This window comes from Arsenophonus endosymbiont of Apis mellifera (assembly GCF_903968575.1).
GTDB classification, from domain to species: Bacteria; Pseudomonadota; Gammaproteobacteria; order Enterobacterales; family Enterobacteriaceae; genus Arsenophonus; species Arsenophonus apicola.
On record NZ_CAJCFU010000002.1, the window covers coordinates 1 to 3,978 of the forward strand.

At 39.2% G+C, this 3,978-nt stretch carries 2 protein-coding genes; both read right to left on the reverse strand.

Translation table 11 applies throughout. The features are described from left to right. Positions 1-333: 333 nt before the first annotated feature. Entirely contained in the window at positions 334-3,567 is a 3,234-nt protein-coding gene (locus H1X92_RS00010) for an autotransporter outer membrane beta-barrel domain-containing protein (protein ID WP_180558287.1), read from the reverse strand. Between the two features lie 75 nt (positions 3,568-3,642). Further along, positions 3,643-3,921: a transposase gene (locus H1X92_RS00015; RefSeq protein ID WP_225507820.1), complete on the reverse strand. Its 279-nt coding sequence runs from the start codon at positions 3,919-3,921 to the stop codon at positions 3,643-3,645. Positions 3,922-3,978: the final 57 nt, after the last annotated feature.

Genomic DNA, 3,978 nt, shown 5'->3' on the forward strand with positions numbered 1-3,978 from the left:
TACGTCTTAGTAAGTTAAAGATTAATCATTGTTTTGAAGCCATTTCTAGAATTTTATATGCCCGTGCGAAACTCGTGGGTGGCTTAAAATCGACTTTTGAGGATAAATTGAATATCAATATGCAATTTTAATCAAAAATTTAGCCTAAGAGACCAAAAAATACTCAACATTGAGGTTTAATCTCCGACCTTACCGATTATCGATTTGCAGCGTAGCTGCTTCGTTCTGTTGATGTACGGTGATCCGATTACCAGCTAACGGAGGAGCTGTTTACACAAAAAATTTTACAGACCCCTACTTGTCACTAACTTTAATCGGCACCCTACACTGTTATCAAAAACGCCAAGTGAAAACAGCGTTGACGCTATTGTCCTGATGCTGCTGCGACAGTAGACCATCGTAGCTCAACGACAATATAGCATTCTTGTTCACCACTACTTCTAGCCCTACCTTCAGAGCCAATCTGTCGCGCGATATCGGCACACTGTTCACCACAAACGGAGCATTTCCGCCTTTAAACCGTAGCCTGGCGCCTGGTTTTAGCTGTCCATACTGATGTTGCCATCCCAGTTCGCTAAACAGCCCTATCTTGGTGTTTTTATTCACCAGCCGTTCAGTATCCACACGCCACCCCAACATCGAAACCGTCGCGTCGTAGTGCTGCTTGTTACCACGTAATGCTGCCGCGTTACCATGCTCTGAGATTTGATTGTTCTCCATGTTTATGTATGCCAGGTTAACGAACGGTTCCAGGTTTACCCACTCTCTCTCCATCCTATAACTCATTTCCGCAAATAGCTGCTGTGTACGTCCACTGTACTTTGCCATTTCACGTTCTGACTGCACACCATAGTTCACCAAACGCGAAGTATCGATGCGATGCCAGGTGTATATTGCACCTCCACACAGTGCCAGCAGTCCAAACTGTTTATTACCGTATGCAGCCAGGTGATAGTTATTGCTGCCCGCATTCGAACCATAACCACCGTGCAACGAGGTACGGGTATAGCCTGTCGCTATCCCAAGCAGCCAGTCAGTTGCTAGTGCTGAATCAAATCCGAACAGTATCCCATAAGTCGAGCCCTGATAACCTGTTGCATTGGCATTGCCCGATGCGTGCTCCCAAGCCATGAGCGATTGCGCCCACACACCGCTTTCGTTGGCCTTAATAGTCGACGAACTCAACAAACCTTTCGCCTGACGCAGACGCCCATTTAGCACCTTACTTAAATAGCGGCTATTGTTTACCAATGCCGAAACGATATCGGCATTGATTTGCCCAGACAACTGACGGTATGCTTGTCGTGCTTTATCCACTGTGCTACTGGTTAGGATGCTCTCATACACAGGATTACCCATCGACAATTCATCTGCTGCATTTGCCACTTCGCGCTCATTCTGTGTCTGTGCTACGCTGGAAAAGCGTTTATTATTGCGGCCGATGCTTAGCGTTACCTGGTTTGGATGATACCTCAGTTCTGTACTAAGAAACAGGTGCTTTGACGCCACCCTATCAAACTGCCCACTCACTCCCTGTTGAGCACTCAGGATGATATACTGATGACCTAATCGGCTATCTCCTTCCTGTCGAGATAATAAGTTAGCTTTGTTTTCCAGTGAAACCACCACTTCACCGCCATCGATCGTTACTGCTCCACTACTTTGAATTCGATCGCTCTGCACGTTTTGACCAACCTCGACTACGTAACGCGAGCCCGGTTCAAAGTTGACGTTATGGTTTACGTTTAGGGTACCGATCGAATTGCCCGGCGCTACAGTACCATGGGCGCTCAGTGAGCCTATTGTTCCATTACCACTGAGCACACCATCTTTCTGAATTAACACATCCGAAGTTAGTGTGCCATTAACAACTAAAATTCCATTATTTATTAGTGTTGGACCACGATAGGTGCTGTTACCAGTTAATACTAATGTTCCACTTCCTTCTTTAGTTAGTCCTCCATGTCCAGTGATATCGTTACGCCAAATATCCCAGGCACATGTTGGATATAAGCATATTCGCTTTAAAAGCTTTCCCTCATCAATAATGGAACCGATACCTGGAATATTAACCACAAATTGGGTGTTTGTGTATGAACCCGGAACATAAAACTCAGCTGGAATATCTTTTGGAGAAATAAACATTTTAGGGCCATTAATAGCTTCTCTTAAGTTTATCAGCCCCCAACCATAAATTTCATCAATGCCCTTTTTTCCAAGATCATTTGCTGTTGTTTTAACTATTGTTGTTATATTTTCTGCTGATAAGTAAGGAAATCTTTCCATTAATATAGCGATTGCACCACTAACGTGAGGAGCTGCTAACGATGTGCCTTCTCCTTTCCTGTAACCGCTTGAAATATTATTGTAATTATCTCCTGCAATATTTGCTGAGTAGATATTATCTGCTGGAGCAGCAACACAGAAACTAGCAGTATAGCCGCATCGATTTGATCTTTGATAAATTGGCCAATCAGGTATATTTGAATCGTCAAATTTTGATGATATTTCTTTAATTAGATTTGGAGATTTTTCGTAAATTGAATCTACAAATGCATAGAATTCCTCATCTTGTTTTCTTCCTGGGAATTTATTTTCATAAAGAATAAACAATTTATCGTAGATAAAATCACTACGCAGCAATCGAGTGACATCTTCTTTTTTGGCAATACCCATAACTGTCACCCAATGCGATAGAATGTTTGGTAAAAAATAGGGTAATCCAGCTAATGCGTTAGGGCTATTTGTGTTGCCATCATTCCCAACACCGTAAACCATAATAATGCCATTGTGGGCTAAATCTATAGCACCATTATAAATACCACCTAATTTCGTACCTATAATACTTTTTATGTCATGATTAAACTGTTTTTCAGCATCTGAATCGGAAAAAGATACAGAATCATAAATTTCATAATTAGGTGCATCTGGAATACCAATACCCCAACTGTTATTTATAATACGGACTTTATTTTTCTTGAATTCTTGCCAGGCGGAATAATAGATGTTTCTATCTAAAGGAATTTTACTATAAATCGTATTGTATCCATCATCTATATCAGCATTAAAAATTTTTGCATTAAAGGCAACACCGTGCATTCCTTTTCCATCACGATTTCCAGCTATTATAGATGCTACACTCGTTCCATGTGATTCGTATTGTCCTTCATAATTTTTTAAGTGTAACGTTCCGTCAAAATAAAAATTATCACCAACTTTTATATTTATATCGGAATTGCTTTTTTCTGCTCTTTTCCCTTTAGTAACAAGGTTAATAATGTTTTTTACATTAGTGAACTCTGGGTGATTTTTATAGATAGGAGCATCAAGCACACCAATTGGTACATCTTTCCCTGTGTATCCATAATAATATGCATAATTTGCATTAATAGCATCAAGGCCCCACTGATTATTAAACTCTTCTGTTTTCCAACTTGATAAAAAATGTTTTTTAATTCCGATATGTTTTTCATATGCAGGAGAATTAGATGTTATAATTAACAATATTAATATAAGTAAAAACTTATTTGATCTCATAAAATTTAATGTATAAGAAATTAATACCAAAAATGGTTACTAATTAACCATCATCCATAATAAACTTATTTTTATTTAATGTATAGTAAAACGACTTAATTTTTATTACATATAAACGGAAAATAAGGTATCAATATCACAACCAGTCTCCCTTTTCTTTCGTTTAGCCTGTGCCCATTTATGTTCTATGGGATTAAGATCGGGTGAATAAGGCGGTAAAAATTCAACTTGATGTCCGGCTTTTTTAATGGCTTGTAAAATATCTTCACGTTTGTGAAAACGAACATTATCCATAAAGAGCACCGATTTTTGTGGAAGGACAGGTATGAGGCTTTGAGTAATCCATGAATAAAACACATGACTACACGAGTTTCGCACGGGCATATAAAATTCTAGAAATGGCTTCAAAACAATGATTAATCTTTAACTTACTAAGACGTA